This is a genomic window from Vibrio sp. V10_P2A27P122 (assembly GCF_963874335.1).
Classification (GTDB): Bacteria; Pseudomonadota; Gammaproteobacteria; order Enterobacterales; family Vibrionaceae; genus Vibrio; species Vibrio anguillarum.
Genome location: NZ_CAWNHY010000257.1, coordinates 1 through 20,954 on the forward strand (window position 1 = coordinate 1; position 20,954 = coordinate 20,954).

At 45.6% G+C, this 20,954-nt stretch carries 15 protein-coding genes; 4 read left to right on the forward strand and 11 right to left on the reverse strand.

From position 1 onward, the window contains the following. Positions 1-27: 27 nt before the first annotated feature. The gene (locus AACQ17_RS12665; RefSeq protein WP_017050245.1) at positions 28-1,152 is read left to right on the forward strand and encodes a VarG family subclass B1-like metallo-beta-lactamase; all 1,125 of its coding nucleotides are present in this window, start codon (positions 28-30) and stop codon (positions 1,150-1,152) included. A 40-nt stretch (positions 1,153-1,192) separates the two neighbouring features. Here AACQ17_RS12665 and AACQ17_RS12670 read toward each other — a convergent pair whose 3' ends face one another. The 8 genes from AACQ17_RS12670 to AACQ17_RS12705 all read right to left on the reverse strand — a co-directional run bounded on the left by AACQ17_RS12670 (position 1,193) and on the right by AACQ17_RS12705 (position 11,858). After that, positions 1,193-2,206, reverse strand: coding sequence for a LacI family DNA-binding transcriptional regulator (locus tag AACQ17_RS12670; protein ID WP_026027775.1), 1,014 nt, complete (start codon positions 2,204-2,206; stop codon positions 1,193-1,195). 63 nt (positions 2,207-2,269) lie between these two features. After that, positions 2,270-4,870 (reverse strand): glycoside hydrolase family 3 protein, encoded by a 2,601-nt coding sequence (locus AACQ17_RS12675; protein WP_094148062.1) that lies wholly within the window; start codon positions 4,868-4,870, stop codon positions 2,270-2,272. Beyond that, a complete protein-coding gene (locus tag AACQ17_RS12680) occupies positions 4,870-5,964 on the reverse strand; it encodes an ABC transporter ATP-binding protein (protein ID WP_013868152.1) in 1,095 nt (364 codons plus the stop codon). The genes AACQ17_RS12675 and AACQ17_RS12680 overlap by 1 nt, the downstream gene beginning before the upstream one ends. Positions 5,965-6,044: 80 nt before the next feature. After that, complete coding sequence (locus tag AACQ17_RS12685; protein ID WP_094148064.1) at positions 6,045-6,911, reverse strand: carbohydrate ABC transporter permease; 867 nt, start codon at positions 6,909-6,911, stop codon at positions 6,045-6,047. A gap of 4 nt (positions 6,912-6,915) precedes the next feature. Then, positions 6,916-7,902, reverse strand: coding sequence for a carbohydrate ABC transporter permease (locus AACQ17_RS12690; protein ID WP_013868154.1), 987 nt, complete (start codon positions 7,900-7,902; stop codon positions 6,916-6,918). 94 nt (positions 7,903-7,996) lie between these two features. Then, a complete protein-coding gene (locus AACQ17_RS12695) occupies positions 7,997-9,244 on the reverse strand; it encodes an extracellular solute-binding protein (protein WP_094132777.1) in 1,248 nt (415 codons plus the stop codon). Between the two features lie 30 nt (positions 9,245-9,274). After that, positions 9,275-10,282 carry a LacI family DNA-binding transcriptional regulator gene (locus AACQ17_RS12700; RefSeq protein ID WP_017044901.1) on the reverse strand — a complete coding sequence of 336 codons (1,008 nt, stop codon included), beginning with the start codon at positions 10,280-10,282 and terminating at the stop codon, positions 9,275-9,277. Positions 10,283-10,619: 337 nt separating this feature from the next. After that, positions 10,620-11,858 (reverse strand): carbohydrate porin, encoded by a 1,239-nt coding sequence (locus tag AACQ17_RS12705; protein WP_017044902.1) that lies wholly within the window; start codon positions 11,856-11,858, stop codon positions 10,620-10,622. Positions 11,859-12,318: 460 nt separating this feature from the next. On the opposite strand from AACQ17_RS12705, the gene AACQ17_RS12710 reads away from it, so the two are divergent. The 3 genes from AACQ17_RS12710 (at position 12,319) to AACQ17_RS12720 (ending at position 15,097) form a co-directional block, all read left to right on the forward strand. Continuing rightward, positions 12,319-13,653, forward strand: coding sequence for an MATE family efflux transporter (locus AACQ17_RS12710; RefSeq protein ID WP_069212035.1), 1,335 nt, complete (start codon positions 12,319-12,321; stop codon positions 13,651-13,653). Between the two features lie 99 nt (positions 13,654-13,752). Further along, on the forward strand, positions 13,753-14,382 hold the full coding sequence (locus AACQ17_RS12715) for a hypothetical protein (protein WP_017043842.1): 630 nt from the start codon (positions 13,753-13,755) through the stop codon (positions 14,380-14,382). Next, complete coding sequence (locus tag AACQ17_RS12720; protein ID WP_013868161.1) at positions 14,360-15,097, forward strand: MBL fold metallo-hydrolase; 738 nt, start codon at positions 14,360-14,362, stop codon at positions 15,095-15,097. Before AACQ17_RS12715 ends, AACQ17_RS12720 begins: the two co-directional genes overlap by 23 nt. Before the next feature lie 42 nt (positions 15,098-15,139). On the opposite strand, the gene AACQ17_RS12725 is transcribed toward AACQ17_RS12720, so the two are convergent. From AACQ17_RS12725 to AACQ17_RS12735, 3 genes are all read right to left on the reverse strand, one after another. Then, positions 15,140-16,384, reverse strand: coding sequence for an MDR family MFS transporter (locus tag AACQ17_RS12725; protein ID WP_026027773.1), 1,245 nt, complete (start codon positions 16,382-16,384; stop codon positions 15,140-15,142). A 256-nt stretch (positions 16,385-16,640) separates the two neighbouring features. Continuing rightward, positions 16,641-18,269 (reverse strand): methyl-accepting chemotaxis protein, encoded by a 1,629-nt coding sequence (locus tag AACQ17_RS12730; RefSeq protein WP_017044904.1) that lies wholly within the window; start codon positions 18,267-18,269, stop codon positions 16,641-16,643. 270 nt (positions 18,270-18,539) lie between these two features. Next, on the reverse strand, positions 18,540-20,900 hold the full coding sequence (locus tag AACQ17_RS12735; RefSeq protein WP_094146852.1) for a Lon protease family protein: 2,361 nt from the start codon (positions 20,898-20,900) through the stop codon (positions 18,540-18,542). Positions 20,901-20,954: the final 54 nt, after the last annotated feature.

The following is a 20,954-nucleotide window of genomic DNA, read 5'->3' on the forward strand; positions in this document are numbered from 1 at the left end:
CTTCTCACCTGATTGAGGAGATAAAAAATGAAACTATCCACCCTAGCTTTAGCCCCTATTGCTGCTGCACTGTTTACTTTTAATGTAAGTGCGAAAGGCCATGACCACGACAACCAACGCGCGATTTTTTTTCCTGGTGAAACCGTTCAAGACACAGCGAAAATCGTAGTTGAGCCCTCTGCCACTCAGTCTCTGAAACTGGGACAGAAAATCAATAACCTGTATGAGCGCCAATTTGATGAGAGTAAAGCCACCGTTCAAAAATTGGGCAAAAATACCTATTGGATCGGGGTTAATTATTACAACGCTACGGTTGTAGTTAATGAAGACTCAGTATTGTTGATTGATCCGCTAGGCGATGGCCGCATTGATGCTCTTTTTAAAGGAGTTAAATCCATCACCAACAAACCAATTACTACCATTATGTATTCGCACTACCACCTAGATCATGTAGGTGGTGGTAACCAACTGATTGACTTGATTAAGAAAAATTATCCAAAGGTGGATAATGTCCGTGTTATTGCTAGTCAAACCGTTGCAGACAAGATCAACCACCACGCTGAAGTGGGCGAAAACGGTGTGAAAACGCCTAAAGTTCCAGCGCCAAATGAGGTGTACGATTTGAAAAAACCTCAAACGGTCAAATTTGGCTCAATGAAGCTAAAGATGATGGCACCAGAAGGCTCTGGCCATACACCGGATAACACGATGATTCTCATCCCAAGTGATCGTGTGCTGCATTTTGCAGACATGATTAACCCTGATCAACTGCCGTTTTATAATTTCGCGGGAGCAGAGCATTTCCACGGTTACGAAGAGGATCTACAAAGCCTTCTGAGCACACCACTCAGCAAACAGTGGGACTTTATTAACGGCGGCCATGGCAATATCGGTTCAAAACAGGATGTGAAAGATCTGCTGGAATATATTGCGGACATCAGAACTGAAGTGGGCAAGCAGCTAGAAGTCGCGCCCTACACTCCAGTTTTGAGTGACGGAAACCACTTCGTTTGGTTCAAACGCTGGCAAGATGAGATCACTAACAATGTACATACCGCAATGGCGAACAAGTATAGCCACATGTACGGTTTCGATTCAGGTGTGGTGGAAACCCACGCAGCCATGATTTTGGCTGATATGATCGATCACTAATTTCACTCGGATAAAACAGCCCTCTAACGAGGGCTTTTTATTAACGGTAGATAGACTTTGTGGACTCTCGCACAATTAAATCGATAGGGGGTAACCTAGCATCGTGCCTCTCACCACTGAGCAAGTTGAGAATGGAATGCGCACACACCGCACCGATCTCTTCAATTGGTTGGCGCAATGTCGTTAGGGCCGGAGTGAAATACTGAGAGACAGGTAAGTCATCAAAACCAATCACTGAAACATCATCTGGCACTCGCACTCCGTGGTCAGTTAACGCCTTAATGGCACCATAAGCCGTTTGATCATTAGCAGCAAAAATAGCCGAGAAATGGACTTTCGACTGCAACAGTTCAACCGTTTTTTCATACCCACATTCAGAGCTAAAGTCACCTTGTTTAATGAGTTTAGGCATAGGCTTAATTCCCGCTTCACGAAGCGCTTTTTGGTAGCCAGTGAAACGGGCGGTTGAATCAGGCTGATTAGCGAGCCCTTTTATATGAGCAATGTTCACGTGCCCTAATTGCAATAGGTGCAAGGTGGCAATATAACCGCCGAGTACATTGTCCACATTAATGCAACGTACATTATTACTAACAATTTGATGGCCGACAGCAATGATGGGAATCGATTGAGCATATTTGAGGATTTGATCGCTTTTTAAACTGCCTGTCACTATGATCATTCCATCGACATTGCTTCTGGCAAGATACTCCAGTGCATGTGCTTCCAAGTTTTTCTGCCACTGACCTGTGGCAATCACCAGTGAATACCCTTGGGTCATTAATACCTTCTCCATGTCATTCAGAATTCGACTGGTGTGAGGGCTCTCTGCGTGCTGCACTAATACACCAATAGTCATCGAACGCTTATTGCCTAGATGACTGGTTGGGTAACTAGGTTTGTAGCCAAGGGTTTTAATTGCACGTTCAATATTTTGGCTTTTTTCATCCGATACGTAAGTTGTGCGATTCAAAAAACGAGAGACAGTGCTTGCCGAAACTTCGGCAAGCTTAGCGACATCATAAACAGTGGGTGCTTTCTTTGATTTTCTCATGGCGATGTTTGGCCCTTTAGAAGCACTCCTTCTCCACACGGAGAAGGAGTCTATCGTTTCTTTTTACTGTGTATCCCAACATATATTGGCGATCACAAATTGACACTCACCATTAGTAAATAATGAGAAGGGCGTGTCGAGATGAGTAAAACTTAATCCCTGCGCTGAGAAATGTGAACAAGCAATGTTCACGCGCGTAAAGCTATCATTGACGGTGGAAAAGTAGTGGCTGACGTCCACTTTAACCACATTATCAATATCCCCCAAACATCCAGGAACAACGGCGCGTTGCAGTGACAAATAAACAGGTTCTGTTGCCGCTCTGAGCACTTTAATCTCAAAACTGACCACGCCATGCGCATTATCGTAATGGCTGAAATCTTCCGCTTGCCCTAGCCCCGTTTGCGCATAAACCATTGCTCCACCCCCCAGAATTTCTACCTCAACGGCGTCTTGCTGCTGCTGGTAGTTATACGGCTTAGTTCGGACAGCACCGAGTTTCATCACGTTGTTGCGTGAGACATCCACGCCCATCCAATGTTCAGCATCCGACACTTTAAGTTGATAATCGCCTATCGTCGCCATAATGCCATACAGATGCTCTGCATGTGTTGCTTGCCATTTTACTTCTTCTGAGTCGATATCTAGATCAAGGTTATCCAAATCTCGAGTTTGTTTTTTTTCAGCGTAATTAAGCCCATAACCGTATTCAAATAAAGGAGCATGTTCCCCAACAGGAGACTGCTCACATTCAGGCACGACATAGTTGGGAATATGAGGAGGAATACGGTTCACACAGGTGCTGCGCTTTTTATTGGGCCAGCTGAATGACAAGGTACCAGTGAAGTCGATATTAACTTCACCATTCTCTTTAGCCACTAAAACATCAGTAATGCCACGTCCTTCGCTGCCGGGTAAAAATGCCGCAACAAAAGCATCAGACAAGGATATTTCTTCATTGACAAACAGTGGACGACCGCTAAAGAAAATCGATACCACTTTTACGCCGCGCTTATGAAATGCTTTGATTTTTTCGCTATCTGCTCGGTAGCGACGTTTCAAGGTTGAAAACTCCAAAGATTGCCATGCTTTAATGTCACCCATCATTTCAGAATAAGGATCTTCACCAAACACCACAACTGCAATATCACCCGCTTGCCAATCACCTGCTAATTCTGGATCGTAGCAAACATTATCTATGCCCAATTCGGCTTCTAACGCCATTTTCACTGTGGTGGCTCCGGGGAAATCGGCTAAGTTATTTTCATCCCCTTGCCAAGTGAGGTTCCACCCGCCCGCTTGCTTTTGCAAATCATTGGCACCGCTGCCCGTTAACACAACCTTGCACCCACGTTTGAGCGGTAAAATACCCTTGTTATTTTTCAACAGTACCATCGATTGCTGCACGGCTTGGCGAGCGATAGCACGATGTTCAGAGCAACCAATCAGTGACTGCTGACCAGCCAAAGCTCGCGCTGAAGGATGCGGTTTTTTCCATAAACCCGCGCGCATTTTCACCCGTAAAATACGCGTCACAGCATCATCAATTCGGCTCTGGCTCAGTACTCCACTTTTTGCATCGCTCACCGCTTGACGATAGGCTGATTGCCAATGCTCACGAATAGGGATCATTAAGATATCGTTACCCGCATTGATAGCGTAAGTCGCATTACCATCGGTACATTTACTGACTTCAGAATGACCATGCCAATCGGTTACAACTAATCCATCAAAGCCCATTTGATCTTTCAAAACATCAGTGAGTAGGTACTTACTGCCATGAATTTTGAGGTTGTAATCACCTGAAATGTGCGGCGCGTGATCGTAGTTCGCTTGGTTATCCCACGAATTAAATGAAGACATCACCACTTGCGCACCGGCATTAAGGCCACTGAAATAGCCCATGGCATGCACGTTACGCAGCAGATTTTCACTGTAAGTATTGCTGCCACGATCAACACCATTCACTGTGCCGCCATCACCCACCCAATGTTTGACGTTTGAGATCACATGGTGCTCACCTTGTAAGTCAATGGCGTCACCTTGCAAACCTGCGACCATTTCGCTGGCATAAACATAAGTCACTTCAGGGTCTTCAGAGTAACCTTCATAACAGCGCCCCCAACGCAAATCACGAGGGGTGGCCACGGTTGGTGCAAAGGTCCAATCAATACCCGTCGCGGCGATTTCCAGCGCGGTAATACGGCCAATTTTGCGAATTAAGGCAGGATTGCGCGCGCACCCCAACCCAATATTGTGCGGAAATACGGTTGCACCAAAGACGTTATTGTGGCCGTGTACTGCGTCAGTCCCCCACATAAACGGAATATGAAATGGGCGACCTTGATAAGCTTTTTCTGCGGCAAACCAGTATTCATCGGCTTTCGCTACCCATTCACTGGCTGGTGCATGTTTATTGCTGTTTGGCCAAGAGCCACCACCATTGAGTACCGTACCAATCTTATAATCGATGATTTCTTGCGGCGTAATATCGCGGATTTCTGGTTGGATAATCTGGCCAATTTTTTCTTCTAAGGTCATCAACCCTATGATTCTTGCTACTTGCTGTTCAATTTCAGGGTCAGCTTTGATTGCTGATTCTATTTTGGGCCAAACGTCGAAATAAGGGGCTTGCTTTATTATTGTCATCGTCTTGTTCACCATTAAAAACTGGCCAATGAGTTTTCACTCAGCGCATCAAAAATATGAATCGCATCTAGGTCGAGATAGAGTGTAACCTTCGTCACCTCTACCTCTGCCGCTTGGGTTTCCACCATCAAAGGCTGGCCTGCAACATGGGTTTTCAACAAAATACTCGCACCGAGCAACTCTTTATCTTTGAGCGTAACGGCGATTGGCAAGACGCGTTCATGGTTAACTTGTTCTGCGCGTAAGTGAATATCGGTGGGACGAATACCGACATGCAATGCGAGGTTTTTAGACGCATGCGCTTTAAATCGCTCGGGAAGCGGGATAAAGATGTCACCCAGTTGGATAAGCCATTCGCCATCTTGCTGGATAAGTTGTGCATCAAGCATGTTCATCGAAGGGTTACCAATAAACTGCGCCACAAATTTGTTCGCCGGGCGTTGAAACACCTCTGTTGGCGTACCGACTTGCGCAACATAGCCATCTTTGAGGATCACAATGCGATCAGCGAGCGTCATCGCCTCAATTTGATCATGCGTAACATAAATAGTGGTGGTTTTAAGCTGACGATGTAACTGCTTGATCTCTTCGCGCATCACACCACGAAGTTTGGCATCTAAGTTAGAAAGTGGCTCATCAAACAAGAACACTTTTGGCGTACGCACCATGGCACGCCCCATCGCCACGCGTTGGCGTTGACCGCCGGATAACTCTTTAGGCTTACGATCAAGGAGCGGGTCAAGCTCTAACATTTTTGCCGCTTTACGCACTTCCTTATCGATTTCAGTCTTTGGCATGCCTTTTAACTTCAATGCAAACGCGATGTTTTCATACACGCTCATATGTGGGTAAAGCGCATAACTTTGGAACACCATCGCTAAGTCTCTATCTTTGGCATCTACGTTATTCATCCACTTGTCACCAACGTAAATATCACCGGCCGTAATCGACTCCAGCCCCGCCAACATGCGTAATGTGGTTGATTTTCCGCAACCCGATGGGCCAAGAAATACCACAAACTCACCATCATTCACCGTGAAATCAAAATGCCTAACAACATCCACATGACCAAACGACTTCTTAATGTTCTTAAATTCAACTTTTGCCATAATTTTTCTCCTTCACACTGCGCCTTCTTTCAACAAAACCACGCCAGCATGAGTAACTAAAATGAGGGATTGAAGGCTAATCAGCCTTTTACTGCACCGGATGTTAAGCCGCTTATCATCTGTTTGGACGCAAAGAGATAGATAGTCACCAGTGGCAATATAGAAATGGTGGTGCCAAGCATCACCGCACCCCAAGGCGTATTTGGAATGCCTTGCACGCTACGTAACGCCTGAGTAATGACGTAGTTTTCTGGCGATGTGAGCACCACTAACGGGTTCATAAAGCTGTTCCAGAAAAAGACAAACTGTACAATCGCCAGTGTTGCCAATGCAGGTTTCATCAACGGCAAAACAACGCTCCAGTAAGTACGAAACTCTCCCGCGCCATCGAGTTTGGCCGCTTCTAATAACTCTTTAGGAATAGAGGCCATCACGTGTTGGCGCATTAGAAAAATCCCAAATGGAGTGGTGGTAAACGGCAGCCAAACCGCCATGTGGTTATCCATCAAACCCAGAAATTTCACGATCATAAAATAAGGGATCAAGCTCAAGACGGGTGGGATCATCATGGAAGCCACCAACATGCCAAATAGTGTGTTCTTACCTTTGAACTGAAACACAGCAAACGCGTAACCGCCCATACTGCAAAACAACAGTGAGATAGTGGTGCCTAAAAAGGCAATGTAGATAGAGTTAAACATCGCCTGCCAAAACGGCATAATCTGCAACAGCTTTGCATAGTTAATGGCTAAGCTATCCCCAATGGCAAAGCTGATGCCTGAACCGAAGATTTCCGTACGATCGCGCGTTGACAGCAGCGCCGACCACAAAAATGGGAAAACTGTGATCAACGCCGAGACAATCAATACAACCGCCAGTAGTGCCATCATTACTTTAGTGATGAGTTCAATGCTGCGATCACTGAGTTTTAAAGCGTGGATTGACATGCTATTACTCCCCTAACCCTTTTTTACCAAAAAAGAAAAACTGAATCGCAGTACAAGTTGCAATCAGCGCAAACAGCAGCCAAGAAATAGCGGATGCCGTGCCCATCTCTAGCCACTCCCAACCCACTTTGTAGAGGTACATTGAGATAGTTAAGCCTGCTTGGCCTACGCCTCCGGTGCCGCGCGTTAATACAAACGGTTCTTCAAACAGTTGTAAGTTGCCAATGATGGTCATGGTGACGGCAAAGAAAACGAAAGGGCGAATCATCGGCAGTGAGATATTCCAAAAACGGCGAAAGGCGTTAGCGCCATCCATCCGCGCGGCCTCTAAAATTTCTTTGGGAATGGTCATTAAACCCGTGGTGTACAACACGATGTTAAAACCGGTGTATTTCCAAAAAACCATGATGGCAATCGAGGGTTTGATCATGTTGGCATCATCTAACCAACGGATAGGTTGATACTCATTAAGCCAAGAAAATGCCCAGCCAAAGACACTGCTATCAGCTAAAGCCATTAAGCTTTGGTTGATGATGCCCGAATTGGGTGAATACATATTGAAGAAGATGAGCGACGCCGCCACCGTTGAGGTAATGAATGGCAAAAAATAAGCGGATGTCAGCCAATGACGCAGCCGATCGCCCAATGAAACCAAAATATAGGCCACTGGAATAGCCACTAAATGTTGAGCGACGCCCGAGGTTATCGCCAACCACAATGTATTGCTTAATGAACGCCACAACCAAGGGTCGGTCAATGCAACTTGGTAGTTATCAAATCCCACATAATTCATGGCGGCAACCCCTTCGACGGGGTTCCACGCATGAAAAGAGAGATAGACAGAAAACAGGAGAGGAAAAACTCCAAAAACAGAAAAAATAATCAAAAACGGCAATAGAAACCCGTACGGTGTAAGCGCTTTCAAACTCAGGTGAGAAAAAAAACGTCGACCCGATGGCGCTTGCACAGCGTTGCTCGTAACGTGATTCATAATAACGACCTCTTAGGCATAACATCATGCCTTCTATAACTTACGCTTAGTGAACCACCAGCACCGCTGGCGGTTCTTTTTAATGATGACCGTGCTATTGCATATTACGGGTACGACGCTGAATTAAACGTTCTGCATCTTTCAGTGCGGCTTTGATGTCTTTGCCTTCATCCAACACTTCCATCAGTGCATTTTCTAAGATGATAGAACGAGCCACATGGTCGCCTTTCGCAGGCGCGACTGGTTTGATGTTTTTTGCCACATTCGCAAACAACAAACGCGCTTTTTGACCACCTAGAAATTCAATTTCTTCATTGAACATTGGGTCATCGTAAGTCGTGACATTAGAGGGGAACGCGGCAATCGTTTCGAACGCTTTAAGCTGCACATCACGGTTGGTTGTCATGTACTCAATCAGCTTCCACGCTTCATCTTGATGTTTTGACTGAGTAGGGATTGAGAGAAATGAACCGCCCCAACTGCCGTAAATACCATCAGGAAGGTTTGATACGGCCCATTTGCCTGCTGTATCTGGCGCAATCCAGTTTTTCAGATGTCCGAGTAACCACGCACCAGAAAGCTGAGTGGCAAAAGTACCGTTACGGAAACCTTCATACCATTCGTTAGACCATGCCAAAATTCGGCCATCTAGCCCTTTTTCACGAATCGTTTTTGCCACTTCAAATGCATGTACAAAACGTTCGGAAGTGACGACTGAATTTCCCTTACTATCAAAATACAATCCTTCGCCGTCAGGAACCGTGGTAAAAATGATCGCTTGTGCTACATCAGCGGCGGATGCAATCAGCTGTACGTTTTGTTTCTTCAATATTTCACCGGCTTTGATGTAGGAGTCCCAATCTTTTATCGCTTGATTGATGTCAATCCCCGCCTTTTCAAACACATCGGTTCGGTAGTACATCACGCCTGGGCCAAGGTCGACAGGAATGCCATACATATTGCCATCACCACCCTTGCCTTGTGCCCAAGCATAAGGTGCGAAATGGTCTTGGAATTTGTCCGCGCCATATTTTTCCGACAAATTGACTAAGCCACCGGAGGCAACAAAGGGACCAATTTTCTCTACATCAACCACAATCACATCCCCCGCTCCGGATCCTGTGGCGAGGTTCGTCGTCAGCTTGGTGTGGTGGTCGCCGTGGTTATTCATTAAATAGTCAACCTTGATGCCACTCTTTTGTTCAAAATCCGGCAATAAGACTTTCAAACTGCTATCAAAGTCGGGGAAACCGTCTAAACGGATGGTGTGGTCGGCAGCATATGTAAGCGAAGAAAATCCTAAAGCCACGGCGCTTGATAGCACTAAGGTCTTAAATTTCATGATTCATCCTTAATATCTTTATTGTTAGGTTTATAGGGTGTTGAGTAAATTTTTGACGGAGTCTCGTATCACCAACGAAGGGGATAATTTGAAGTTCACGTCGCGTTTGTTTTTGTGCAGCTTTTGAATAACGAGCTGAACCGCTTCTAAGCTCATCTGTTCAAGAGGGAAATTCACGGTCGTTAACGCTGGGGTGAGGTAACGCGCGAATAAAATATCGTCAAATCCAACCAAGGATATGTGTTGTGGTATTTGCAACCCGACACGACGCAACTCTTCAAATGCACCAAATGCCATATGATCGTTTGAAGCAAATACGGCGCTAAATTCACAGTGACGCATCAGTAATTTGCGCATCGCTTTGACGCCGGATTCTTCGGTAAAACCAGCTTCAGACACAAGCGCTTCTTCATAGTCAAGCCCAGCCTCTTCCAACGCTTTTCGGTAGCCTTGCAAACGGCCTCGCGCATCAGATTTATCCAATGGCCCAGTAATACAAGCAATTCGTTGATGACCCTGACTGAGTAAATACTGTGTCGCCAAAAAGCCACCTATCTCGTTATCAATGTCAATACAGCTGCTGGCCATTTCAGGAATAAAACGGTTCACCAGCACCAAATGAACCCCTTGTTGATCCAATTCAATCAAGTAGTCATCGGTTAGATGTTGAGTATGGAGAATTAATGCATCGACTCGGCGACCTAGCAGAAATTGCACCGACTCCTTTTGCCCTTGCTCTGTGTTCGAGCCTGCTGTCACGACGACGTGGTAGCCAAACTTACGCAGTTGCTCTTCAATGTTGTGCAAAATGCTTGAATAAAAAGGGCCCCCTAATTCCGGTACTATGATGCCGATGCTCCCCGTACGGCTTGAGGCCAGTGCTTGAGCAATAGAATTGGGGCGGTAACCAAGATCTTTAATCGCCTTTTCGACTCTGAGTTTTTTATCGTGGCTAACACGGCTAGTTCCATTAATCACCCGCGACACCGTCGCTTGCGATACACCTGCATGTTCAGACACATCTTTAATTGTCGCCACTCTCGCCTCACAACATTACTGACAAAACCAACAAGAAACCGCTTTCATGAGCTAGTATTCAAGATATCCCCTCGCTTTAGCGTGAGAGAAATCACATCGAACTAGGCACACAAATGACAATTATCTAAACATTGAAAGCCACAGCAGTTTCCCAGGCAGCCATGAAACTGTTTCATGGCAATCGGAAGAGAGAAAAAGATGATGGCCGATTACCGTAAATAAAAAAGGGCCACTAATGTGGCCCGAAAGCGTAAGTGTATCGCTGGAGGTTAAAAACCACGGCAGGCATCGAGCGAGCCGTGAAAAAAGAATGGACAGTTAATGATCAAATATGGGGTTACCACCACGCTTCCCACATCGCGCCAATCGTTACCGTATCTGGGTTACTTGCGGCTTTAAATAGGCCGTCTTTGTCGATCACAGTTTCGTTATCGGCATCACCCAAAGTGGCATAGAAACGGAGCATTGGTCGAGCGCCTGCACCTTTACCAAACGAAATGTTCTGCGATAGTGTCACTTTCCAAGAAGAGTTGGTGGCGTCGATGTTGTCAAAATCTACAACATCATAGCCAGCTTCTAACCACGTTGAGTTGGTCTCATCCCAAAAATACATCGGGCGAACCAACACGTTGTAGTTAGTACGGTCATACTGTTTGTATGCACCATCTTCGTAGGCTTGATAAGCCGCTAGGTATTCGATCGCCGCATTATCTCCCAGCGCCTTACTCCCATCAAAGCTCACCAACAACGCTGATTGATTCTCCGTTTTCCAAAAAACACTGTCTTTGGCGTTATCAGCATAACGCACCACCAAACGGTCATCCCCAAACTTCAATTCACCCGCCACTTGAAACGCGTTGAGTTTTTTGGCCGTTGGATCCGAATTGTCATCAAAGCCGTAGTTAGCATAAATGCTGAGATTGGTTGTATCAGAAAATTGAATGCCGTGGATTTTGGTGGTCAATGCGTAATTACCATCTGGATGATCGCTAGGAGAAGCCCCCGTTGCACTGACGACACTGGCGTCGAATTTAATGCCTCCTAGATTAAGGTTGTAGAAACCACCACCTTGCCCATCATGCGTCATCCAAAAATAGTCGTTCAAATTCGTTGAAATACGTTGGTGAAAGTCTCGACCAGCCCATACATAAAGTTCAGGTTGGCTTTCAAAAATGTTGGTTCCGCCAGCGTAAGCTTTAGGCACACCCACCTCATCACCCCAATGGTTGAACATCACCACCACATCCCAAATAGCACCGCTGTCACTGACGAATCCTTTACCAAATTGGAACTCACCACCGTTACCTTCGTTTCCTAAACGGCCTGTTGAGTTACCGTTTAAACGGCCATTGGTTTCAACCAGTTTGACATCGCCATTTTGGTAGGCTGCACCATAGCGAGCATAACCAGAAAATACGATACCCGCGGGAACGTTTATATCTGGTGTCAGCACCAGTGGTTGTTGATCTTGATCCAACACCTCAGGATTTGGCATTGGATCGTTGGCAAAAGAAGGAGCAGAAGAGAGTACGGCAGCCACAGCTAGGGATAGAGGTAGAAGCTTATAATTTTTCATGTTAAGTCCTATTAATCACTTGGTTTGTTTTTGTTCTGTGGTCAGTTTAAAAAATGAAACAAGTGAAAATTAGGTGTCGCTTCACAGCGCGCTCGACTGCTTTTGGCGATGAAACTGAGGAAGAGCGTTATTGTTATTTTTTATTAACACCATCAATACATTAAACGCAAATTGATTCACAAAGCAGAAATGAAATCGGTTTCATTTCATAGAAATAGGACGAGTTCATCACGAGATTAACGCTCAAGTATTCACCAAATGGTTAGGTTTTTATGAAATATTTCATCAATATGATGATTTTCATGTCATTGCACGGAACAACTCGATGGGGATGAACGTCGCTCTCTTCACGTATAGCTGTTAACATACTCAACGCACATAACGTACAAACCATTCTGAGCTTGTTTTTCACCGCAGAGGCCACATATTAAAACCTCTACCCATATAGTTGAGCCGAGCAATGTCAAACACCACCCCGTTATCTCCACCTTCACTCACGCGCCAACTCTTGCAAATGACTTGGCCGATGATGTTTGGTGTGCTGTCCCTAATGAGCTTCCAACTGGTCGATAGTGCGTTTATCGGCCAACTTGGGGTGTTACCCCTTGCCGCGCAAGGGTTTACATTACCCATTCAGATGATCATTATTGGTCTTCAGGTTGGGCTTGGCATTGCGACCACAGCGGTGATTGCTCGCGCATTGGGTGCGAACCAAATTCGCTACGCGAAGCAGCTTGGAGGGTTAGTCGTCGCTATTGGCAGCATTGGGGTTGCTCTGTTTTCAGTGATTATCTATTTACTGCGTCATCCCATCTTAGCGCTACTCAGCGCTCCTGAATCTGTGTATCAGATCGTCGACAGCTACTGGATTTATTGGTTAATCAGTGCTTGGGTGGGCGCGGTGCTGTACTTTTTATACAGCCTGTGTCGAGCCAATGGTAATACTATGTTGCCGGGGACTATGATGATGGTCACCAGCATTTTAAACCTGATTTTAGACCCTATTTTTATCTTCACTTTTGATTTGGGTATTGAAGGCGCAGCGCTGGCGACCATTCTAGCCTTTGGGATTGGTGTATTCGTGGTTGCGCCCAAGGTGTCGAAAAGACACTGGATGCTGTTTGATTGGTCAGATTTGGATGTAGGGAAAAGTATTCGCTCTATCAGCCATATCATGGGGCCGGCCATGATAAGCCAGCTTCTTCCACCGCTTTCTTCGATGCTGGCAACCAAACTATTGGCCAGTTTCGGCACCGCAGCTGTCGCGGCATGGGCGTTAGGATCTCGTTTTGAGTTTTTTGCGATGGTAGCAATATTGGCATTAACTATGTCGATGCCACCGATGGTGGGTCGTTTGCTTGGCGCAGGCCAATTACAAGACATTCGAAAATTGGTTCGTGTTGCGTGCCAATTTATTCTTGGGTTTCAGCTCATCATCGCCGTAGTGACCTATCTATTATCCGGCCACCTTGCAGCGCTGATGACCAGCGAACAAAGTGTCGAATCCATTTTGCACTGGCACTTAATGATCGTTCCAATCAGTTTAGGGCCGCTTGGTATCTGCATGTTAATGGTCTCGGTTTCTAATGCGTTGGCAAAATCATACACCGCCTTAACCATTTCCGCGCTGCGCCTGTTTGTGTTCTTCTTACCCTGTTTATGGGTTGGCGCTCAAATAGCGGCGCTGCATGGCCTGTTTATCGGGGCGTTGGTCGGTAACATCCTCGCAGGCCTTGCCGCGTGGGCGATGTACCAACGTGCACTTCGGCAAGTTGAGCAGCAGAAAAATCATTGAGTTTAGGTAACACAGAGCCCAAACGAGCAATCTAGTCTCAAAAATATGAATCTGGTCTATAGTTAACAAACGTTAAGTTGATGAATATTTTCGATAACTATGGACAACAAACCGGTTTTCGTAATTGCGGCGGAAGTGGCAGCAGAGCTAAACCAAAGCGTACTCATTGCAAAAAAATTACTGCTTGTCGCCAGCAATGCCAGAGCTCTGGCTCTGCGTGCGGGCGAAAGTGCCGCAGGTTTTCGGCCAATTACTGATTCGATTGACGATTTAGTCCGCGTCACGCTAGAGGCGTCGCACACCATCAACTTGAAGGCGCAGCGTATCAGCCAACTCGCAACTGCAAGGACTCGTGCACGCGCTGCGCTTGAACGTTTTGAAAATGTGTATATACAAGCGCATAACGCTCGGCATTTACACAGTTTGGATGTCGTACATCATCAAAACCAAGAGGAATATAGCAAACTCAGTCACAGTTTCTACTCTGAAGCTCAAAACCTGCACGAGTTATTGCAAACCTTATACGACAACCTGCGCATTGCACAAATCATCTCGATCATGCTGAGCGTGGAAGCCTCTCAAGCAGATGAGCGATATCAAGCCCAACTGCAAAGCATTGCGAATAACGTCGCTGAACTGGCAAAAGAAATTCAAGCTCACGTCATGCTATCGCTCAAAACATTCTCGCTCTTTTCTCAGGTGAACTATGCAATCAAAAATACTATTTGAACGCGGCCATCATCGCTGGGTGATGTTTGCTCGCGATCCAAACAAACCAGAAAAAATCATTGATACCAACCAATATATGATAGTCAATCGTGATCAAGCGATATTGCTAGACCCCGGTGGCATTGAACTGTTTTCGGCGATGCTCGGTTGCGTCGTGAAAGAAGTGCCGATTGAACATATCAAGCATCTTTTTGCCTCTCACCAAGATCCGGATATCATCTCTTCCCTCGGTTTATGGGATAAAGCACTGCCCAGTGCAACATTACATTCACCTTGGTTGTGGGAAGGGTTTATCCGCCATTTTGGTATGGAGTCAATTCAATTCTCCCCCATCAAAGATGAAGGTGGAAAAGTGTCCTTATCAGGTCACGACCTGCACTTTATCCCAGCACATTACATGCACTCTTCTGGTAACTTTTCGGTTTACGACCCTGATGCAAAAATATTGATGTCTGGCGATATTGGTGCCGCGCTCGACAGCCCTAACGCCTCTTTTTTTGTAGAAGATTTTCAAAGCCATATTCCAAAAATGACTTATTTTCATCAACGTTGGATGCCATCTAACCGCGCCAAAAGTGATTGGATTGAGCGAGTCAGCCAGCTGGATATTGAGATGATGTGTCCGCAACATGGCGCTATTTTTCGGGGCGATGATGTTCAACGATTTTTGGAATGGCTAGATAAGCTGGAAGTTGGCGTAGCGATAAAAAAATAGCACTGGTAAGGCTCTCGATGAGAGCCTTACAAAAAGAGCAAATTAAGCTTGAGTAATGGGTTCACGCTCGACCGTATCGGGCTGATGCTCTGCGACCCAGTAAAGCCAAATCATCACTAAGCACAGCACAAAGCAAAGGCCAAACAGCCAGTTTGAATTGAGGTATCCAATCACCGCCCCCCCAACCAGTGGCGCAATCGCAAAACCTAACGAATAAAGCGCGGCGGCACCAAAGTAAGAACCACGCAAATGGGCGGGAGCCATACGGTCTATTTGTACGTTTAAGGTTGGAAAAGCAATGACTTCGCCCATACTCAAAACAAAGCAAGCGAGCGCCCAACCAATCGGTAAATCTGCGGGGGTAAACAGAAAGCCGAGTTGCGCAAGCCCCATCAATAACATGCCGATCCGAGTTCGTACAAACAGCGGGACGTTTTCCAACCACTTCAACATTGGGAACTGGAAGATGATAATGGTCATGGTATTTACCAGCACTAACCCTGCGACAATTTGCGCTGCATCGGCGGCACTGGTGCGTACAATCACTTGTGGAATAGACGATTCTACCTGCCCATAGATGAACATCATGATGAAGTTCGCCACCATCAACTTCACAAAAATATTATCTTTACTGATCACTCTTAGCGTCGAAGAAAAATTAGGCAAACCAGAGCGATCGGGCTTGGTGTAGCGCCCTTTACGTTCAATACCGAGCAGCAGCCAAAAACCAAACAATAAATACGTGCCGCCGGTAAAGAAAAAGAGAGTTTGTGGGTGAGAAAGCCCAAACGTAATCCCAAGCAGTGGCCCAATGGCACCACCTAGATTGAGTAGGAAATAGCGGATGTTGAGCGCCAGCTCGCGATCTTTCAAATTCGGCAAGTTATCACCAATCACTGCTTTGCCCGGCGCTTCAATCATTGGTCGCATTAAACCGGTAAGGACAATAAGCACGTAAAACTGCCAGATTTGATCAGCCACACCAATGCCACTGTAGGCAAATGCAGCCATTACACTGCCAAGAACCATCACCCACTTGCGACCAAATTTGTCGGAAAGATACCCTGAATACAGCCCTGTAATTGCTCCTACAACAGCAGAAGTCGCCAGCATTCCACCCACTTCAATCGGCGATGCACCATAATCTTGGTAAAGGAACACGATCAAAAATGGCCATGCCATGAAAAAACTGGTACGAGCAATCAATGTTCCGGTTAATACCGTCCACACTGAAAAATTAAACCTTTTTACCCTTTCTAAACGAAATAAGCTTTCCTCTTTCGCCATAAAAACACTCCTTACTTTCAGCCACTTGACCATGCGTTCACACGATGAACATCACATTTCTAGTTCTTATTGGGTCAATATATGAAGATAATGTTAATAAAGATAGTGTTTTTTATACAGGGGGGATCGAATCATAAAAACAAGCAGCTAACCCCAAAAAACCTAGTTATTTCGGATGGTTAGATATTCTTTGATTCATAAAAAAACCGCATAACCTTTCGAGTTATGCGGTTGAGACTAGGAAATAGTAGTCGATTTATAGTTTGAAGAAGGCGAGCTGCGCTTTTTGCTTCTCGGCCAATTGTGACAGTTCGGCACTGGCACTGGCGCTCTGGCTGATACCCGTTACGTTTTGATTTACAAGCTCAGACATATTAACCACGTTACGGTTAATATCTTGCGTGACTTGCGACTGCTCTTCTGCCGCAGTCGCCACTTGGGTATTTGAATCATTGATGTCTGAAACCGATTCCGTGATCCCAACGAGTGCATCATTTGCTCGTTGCGTTAGCTCACCGTTACGCGCAAGCATCTCAATGCTGGTTTGCATACTATCGTTTGCAAGAATCGATTGGCTTTGCAGCTCTTCAATGATAACTCGAATCTCTTTAGTTGAACTCTCAGTACGTGCAGCAAGCATGCGAACTTCATCAGCCACGACCGCAAAACCACGACCAGTCTCACCTGCACGTGCCGCTTCAATAGCCGCATTCAGTGCCAATAAGTTGGTTTGTTCAGAGACACCTCGGATCACTTCAACGACATCGTTGATCTGCTCTGATTGCTCTTTTAGACGCAGAACTACGCTCGCAGCATGATTCAGCGCTTCTGACATTTGTAAGCTCGCTTGGGCGCTCTCTTTAAAAATAGCTAAGCCTGATTTAGCAAGTTCATCCGCTTCGCGAGCGGTTGAATCAGCGACCGTTGCGTTATCACTCACGTTGTTTGCTGTGCTCGCAAGTTCATTCACCGCCGAAGCAACTTGTTCAATTTCACTCAACTCTTGTTGTGCATTTGACTCTGCTTGCGTCATCACCGCAGCCAGCTCGGTTGAAGCTGACGCCACTTCTTCACTAATACGGTTTAAATGATCTACCGTAGCATGTAACTGAGAGGTAGTCGTATTGACATCTTTACCCAACTTTGAGATTTCATTCTCGCCATCCGCATCAGCGCGAATGGTTAAGTTCCCCTGCGCTAATTCACGCATTACAGCTTGTAACTTTTGAATCGGAGCCACAATCATATTTGAAAGGATCCAAGCCATCGCAAGAGAAAGCGAAAGTACAGACAGAACAGTGACCATAGCCGTGTTCATAACACGAATGTTGTCTTTGTCGCTTTGAGCCAATGACTGCGTCGCTTGTTGGTTCACTTGCTGCGAAAGATCATTTATCGCATTGACCATTTGCTCACCACTTTGACGAAATTGCGCAATAAATGCTGTGTATTCAGCTTCAGAGGTCATCCCTTGATCGCGACGGTTAAAAAATTCCACCATTTTCGTCGACATATCAACGTAATGTCCGATGCTTTTATGAACTACCTCAACATCGCTCCGATAAAGCTCATCTTGTCGCATTTTGCTCAAATTGCGCTCTACTTCTTCCAGGCCATTTTTTAACTCAGCTAAGAATGTGGCGCGACGAGCGGGATCATAAATAGCGTATACCGCACTAATACGCAGCGGATAAACGGTATCGTCCACACTGGCAAGGGCATCTTTATATTCAACGAGCCGATCAGTACTGTTCGACACTTTGATTTGTTCATTTTGGAGATTACTTTTGGTTATCCACAGTGCAATAAGTAAAGCGAAAGTGGTTAACAAAACGGGTAATAAAACTTGTACGCGAATTGACAAATTTTTCAGTGAAAAATGCATTTAAAAGCCTCGATTAAAATAACATTCGCATCCATGCCTTGGGACTAATCCCACGGACTAAACAAGAGCAAACAATAGACAAAATTCACATTTTTGTCCATGAAATAATATAATGTAATTCATATAGTTATGAGCATATAGTCGTCAAAACAATGACTAGATACCAATAAGACAATATAAGTTAAATTATGATGATTTATGAAGAAAAATGACCACTTGCTAGGTGGTCATTGAGGTGGTTAGTACTGAAGAATTTATTCTTCGATAAGGCTATTTTCTAAGCGCATTCAGTTTGGCTTGTGCTAAACCGAAGATGGTATCAACCGGGTAGCTGCCATCTTCTGTTGCTTCGCCTGCGGGTTTGCCAGTAAAGAGCTCAACCGCTTCAGTGACATGTTCAATAGCCCAGATATTGAACTCCCCTTTCTCGACCGCTTTAACAACGTCAGCGCGTAACATCAGATTGTGCATGTTTGAACGAGGAATGATGACACCTTGCTGGCTGGTGCGCCCTTTGATTGCACACACATCAAAGAAACCTTCAATTTTCTCATTCACACCGCCAATCGGCTGTGACTCACCAAATTGGTTCATCGAACCTGTGATCGCAATATCTTGGCGATTAGGCCGTTTAGAAAACGCAGACACAATCGCACAGAATTCGGCCATGCTGGCACTATCACCATCCACACCACCGTAAGATTGCTCAAATGTGATGGTCGTGGTGAGTGGTACGCGCGCCGTACGGCCAAATACCGAAGAGAGATACGCGGATAAAATCATCACACCTTTAGAGTGGATGCTGCCACCCAGATCGACACTGCGCTCGATATCGATAATGTCACCATCGCCATAGGAAGTGGTGGCGGTAATACGGTTTGGCGCACCAAACATATGATCGCTGGTGCTCAATACCGACAGCGCATTCACCTGACCGACCGCCATGCCTTGCGTTTGGATTAGCGTTGTACCGTTAACATACGACTCCATCACACTGTCTTGCAGGCGGCTCACTCGCATCTCTTGGTTGCTGAGCGCCTCTTCGACATGATTCTGGCGGATCATGTTTGAATTCGCCTGCTTCGCCACATAGTTAGATTCGCGTAACAAATTGGCAATATGCGCCGAATGAAGTGACAGTTTGCCTTGATCGCCCGTTGTACGTGAACTGTGTTCAATGATGCGTGCAATCGCTTTACGGTCGCAATGCAGCATATTGTTGTCGTGCACTATGCTCGAAATAAAACGCGCGTAATGTAGCTCGGTATCGGGCGTACGTTTCATCTCATCTTCAAAATCGGCCGTTACTCGGAACAATTCGCTAAATTCAGGATCGTAATGAGTCAGCAGCTGATAAGTGTGGTAATCACCAAATAGGATAATTTTCACATTTAGCGGGATAGGCTCTGGGTCAAGTGAAACCGTCCCTGTTAGCGTGACCTCTTTTTCCAAAGAGGTAAAACTCATTTGGCGTGAACGCAGCGCGCGCTTTAAACCGTCCCAAACATAGGGCTGTTCAAGCACTTTCACCGCATCCATCAACAGCACACCACCATTGGCTTTATGTAAACTACCCGCTCGAATTAACGAAAAATCGGTAAATACTGTGCCTTTAAAAGTCGCCGTTTCGATATAACCAAATAGAGAGTGGTAGTTCGGGTTCTCTTCTACCACGATCGGTAGCTTGTCTGAAGGCTGGCTGACCAGCACATTGACTTTGTAGCGACGCGGCAGACGCTTATCTAAAGAAGCTGTCGCAACTTCGCCTTGCTCACTGTCTTCATCTAAAAAAATGTCCGCATTATCGACGATGTCTTTTTGTAACTCCGTAAGATACGTTTTGATGTCTGGGTAGCCAGAATAATCTTGCTTAAGCTGCTTAATAAAGTGGGTAATAACGCCAAGCGTTACTTCATCATTGAGCTTTTTGATCTTCTCACTGTAGGAGTCTTCCCATTCGGTCAGTTGACGTACCATATTGCGTAGGCTGATTTCTAGCTCATCAATGGTATGGCTAAAGTGCTCTTGCTCTTTTTTAGACAAGGCGTCAAAGGACTCTTCGGTGTGCATCTCTTCACCGTTCATCGCAACAAATTGATAATCGCCTTGAGTGGTGATGGTTAAGCTAATGCCTTTATCTTTGGCTTCTTTACTGATGCTATCCAATTCACTTTGCTGTTTTTGTGCCATCTGATTTTTCAGTTTATCGGCACGAGCAAAGTAAATCTCGTTATCAAAAGCTAACGGGATCGCATTGACCAACTTATTCATTAACTTTTCAATGTCTTGCTTGAGTTTAACCCCAATACCCGAAGGTAACTTCAGCACTTTTGGGGTTCGAATATCGCTGAAATTGGCCACATAACACCAATCAAACAACGCATCGACATCATGCTGATGGCGGTTTAAATAGCGCAAAATCATCGTACGTTTGCCCAACCCATTACGGCCAATAGCGTAGATGTTGTAACCCTTCTCTTTGATCGACATTGCAAATTCGACCGCTTTTTGCGCCCGTTCTTGCCCCACAATCTCATCAACTGGGTCTAACTCCTTAGTTGATTTACAAGGGAGTTTTTCTAACTGGGCAACGTGGTAGAGCTGCTCTGCATTCAATTGTTGAATCGCCATCACTCCGCTCCTTAGCTTTTGGATTCTTGTTGTAGTTTGACCTAAGTGTAGAAG